At 37.2% G+C, this 2,924-nt stretch carries 3 protein-coding genes and 1 pseudogene; 2 read left to right on the forward strand and 2 right to left on the reverse strand.

Translation table 11 applies throughout. The features are described from left to right. A pseudogene (locus tag VJ937_RS08625) lies at positions 1 to 365 on the reverse strand (hypothetical protein); the annotation flags it as partial. Between the two features lie 38 nt (positions 366 to 403). Here VJ937_RS08625 and VJ937_RS08630 point away from each other — a divergent pair. Both VJ937_RS08630 and VJ937_RS08635 read left to right on the forward strand, forming a co-directional pair. Next, positions 404 to 1,288, forward strand: coding sequence for a tyrosine-type recombinase/integrase (locus tag VJ937_RS08630; protein WP_324066497.1), 885 nt, complete (start codon positions 404 to 406; stop codon positions 1,286 to 1,288). Further along, entirely contained in the window at positions 1,288 to 2,403 is a 1,116-nt protein-coding gene (locus VJ937_RS08635) for an IS91 family transposase (protein WP_324066495.1), read from the forward strand. The genes VJ937_RS08630 and VJ937_RS08635 overlap by 1 nt, the downstream gene beginning before the upstream one ends. Before the next feature lie 261 nt (positions 2,404 to 2,664). On the opposite strand, the gene VJ937_RS08640 is transcribed toward VJ937_RS08635, so the two are convergent. Further along, a partial coding sequence (locus VJ937_RS08640; RefSeq protein ID WP_324066496.1) for a hypothetical protein occupies positions 2,665 to 2,924 on the reverse strand: 260 nt, incomplete at its 5' end.

The raw sequence follows: 2,924 nt of genomic DNA on the forward strand, positions 1-2,924 counted from the left end.
ATTGCTATGGTAGTTATAATTGGCACTCCATCTTTTGTAGTAAAGCTATATTCATCTCCATAATTTATACCATTTACATTAGTTGCATAAGCTCTAACGTAGTATGTTGTGTTAACATTTAAACCTGTTATATTACTTGTAAATGTACCAATTCCAGTACCATCATCCGTTTTATAATCATTAATGGTTGGATTAGTACTTATACTCCAACAAACACCCCGATCAGTAACTGCAAATCCACCATCATCACTTATGTTACCGCCACTCTCAGAACTAATTGCTGTAATATTACTAATTGAAGTAGTTGTTGAACGAAACCTAAAGGTAGCTAAAGAAAAAATCTTTGTACCTTTAGGTTTATTCATCAATAATAAATATTTATGAAAAAAAAAGCACTACTTTAATTGAATGCGCTTGTTTTTCACTTCCTAAATTTAATGAACTTTATTTAAAACTCAAGCGGCACATTGAAATTTCCGGTAAAAGCAAGAGCACTTTATCGAATTACACCCGATGCCTGGCCACAATGGCCTTACATTTTAATTGTAGTCCGGAAGAACTTGATGAAGAGCAGGTGTTAGATTACTTGCAACACCTAAAAACGCAAAGTAACACTCCATCATCGAGTTATTTTAAACATACGGTTTATGGATTGCGTTTTGCCTATAAAGTTTTGGGTATAGCAGGGAAACGAGTTTTTTTGCCAAGCCTCAAATTACCCAAGAAACTACCTGTAGTATTAAGCCACAGAGAAATAAAACAATTGCTTAATGCTCCGCAATTACTTAAACACCGGTTAGTACTGGCCATGCTTTATGGTTGTGGATTACGCCGATTTGAGTTACTAAACATTAAACTTCCGGATATTGATTTAGACCGAAGGATGTTGCATATCCGTGAAGGAAAAGGAAGAAAAGACCGTTATGTACCTATTGGCGAGCATTTATCACGAGGCTTACGAACCTACATCGAATCAGAGAAACCTTACCTCTGGCTTTTTAATGGTAAAAACAGCCAGGGAGAATTACAACAGTTTTCAGAAACTGGTGTTCAATGGATTATCAGGCAAACTGTAAAACGGACCGATATAACCAAACATGTGACATCACACGTCTTACGGCATACTTATGCTACGCATTTATTGGAGATGGGGCTGGATATTATGTCGTTGAAAGAATTGCTGGGTCATACCGACATCCGAAGTACCCTGGTATATCTTCATATAGCTCAAATGGGCAGGGAAAGAGTGTTTTGCCCCCTTGACAGACTATACAAAACGGTTAAGTAATGACTCCTTTATACGAAGTGGCTGATGTGTTGCGACGCAATCACCATCAGCTGGGGAAATTTACCCTCAATAGTTGGCAGGATAGAACTCTGTATGCCATAGAAGTTTGCCGGACAGCCCAATTGGGAGGGCATATCGATAAATGTACCAATCCTCAATGCAGGCATATTCATATCAGCTATAACAGCTGCCGGAACCGGCATTGCCCAAAATGTCAGGGCCATAAGCAGGAAGAATGGATACAGCAGCGTGAAAAGGAATTGATAAAAGTGCCTTATTACCACGTTGTATTTACTCTTCCCGTGGAACTTAACGTTTATGCCCTCAGTAAACCTGAGATGCTTTATAATTTACTTTTTAAAGTAGCCTGGTCTGTGCTATCTGATTTTGCAGCTAACCCAAAATTTTTGGGTGCAAAAACAGGGATGATAGCCATACTTCATACCTGGGGACAGAATTTATCACTGCATCCGCATTTGCATTGTATTGTTCCAGGCGGGGGCTGGTCGGGTAATAAATGGAAGAATGCCAAAGGTAAAAACAAATATCTGTTCCCGGTAAAAGCTATGAGTAAGGTTTTTCGCGCAAGATTTATACGCGCATTGCGTAAAGTCACCAATATTAGCCATTCCATATCTCGCAACCTGTTTGCTAAAAATTGGGTGGTTTATTGCAAACAACCTTTTTATGGTGCCGAACAGGTAGTTGAATACCTGGGTCGTTATACACACAAAATAGCCATAAGCAATCATCGTTTGATATCAATCGATAATGGCAGGGTTACTTTTTGGGCCAAAGATTACCGACAACGAGGCAAACGATATCAACTAAAATTAAGCGATGCGGAGTTTATCAGGCGTTTTGCCCTGCATATCCTGCCCAAAGGTTTTACACGGATACGCCATTACGGTATATTGAGCAGTTCGCTTAAAAAAGTGATGCTGCCACAAATCGAACGACAAATCGGCAAAGTTATACTTCCTGCAAGGGAAGAAAGCAAACACATGCAATGCCCGGTTTGTAGAATCGGCCGCTTAATAACAATATTTACTTTCAATTCTCGTGGCCCACCTAGTGATAATTTCATTCTTAAATTTGCAGCTGGTATAATGTAACACCGTTTTTAGGTGAATGGAGAAATTATGCCTATAAACGAAAAAACTACTTAAAAACCACTGAAGTATTAAAAAAAAATGGCAAAAATTTTAACATATATTCGTAAAAAGTAAAACCTCATTAAAAATAGTAAAGTATAAAAGGTTTTTAATCCCACACTAAAATCATATCATTACCCATAGTAACGGTTCGTTCAACACGGAATTCAGATTTGGTGCTGCGCACCATCCGAATCCTTAGTTGTTATACACTGTAAAATTTTATTTTTTAATTCCAACCAGCTCTAACTTTTTATTCTCATAATCTGTCAAGCGAGCATAAACTTCAATGTCGCCAAGTGTCAAAATGGAATTTACAAAGTCATTCATGTACTTAGAATAATAAAGTTCAAACTTTATATTTTGTTTTGTATTTAACTCTATTTTAAATTCTGGAGAAAACTGAGGGTCAGTCTCAATAGCATATTTGAATTTCTTTTTATTACCTGAATTGTCATATTTAAACTTAATAATTTTACTTT

This window comes from Salinivirga sp. (genome assembly GCF_035268865.1).
Taxonomy (GTDB): domain Bacteria; phylum Bacteroidota; class Bacteroidia; order Bacteroidales; family Salinivirgaceae; genus Salinivirga.

What these genes read in the sequence shown, in the direction of transcription:
- VJ937_RS08635 (WP_324066495.1), top strand. Translation starts at nt 1,288, where the DNA reads ATGACTCCTTTATACGAAGTGGCTGATGTGTTGCGACGCAATCACCAT.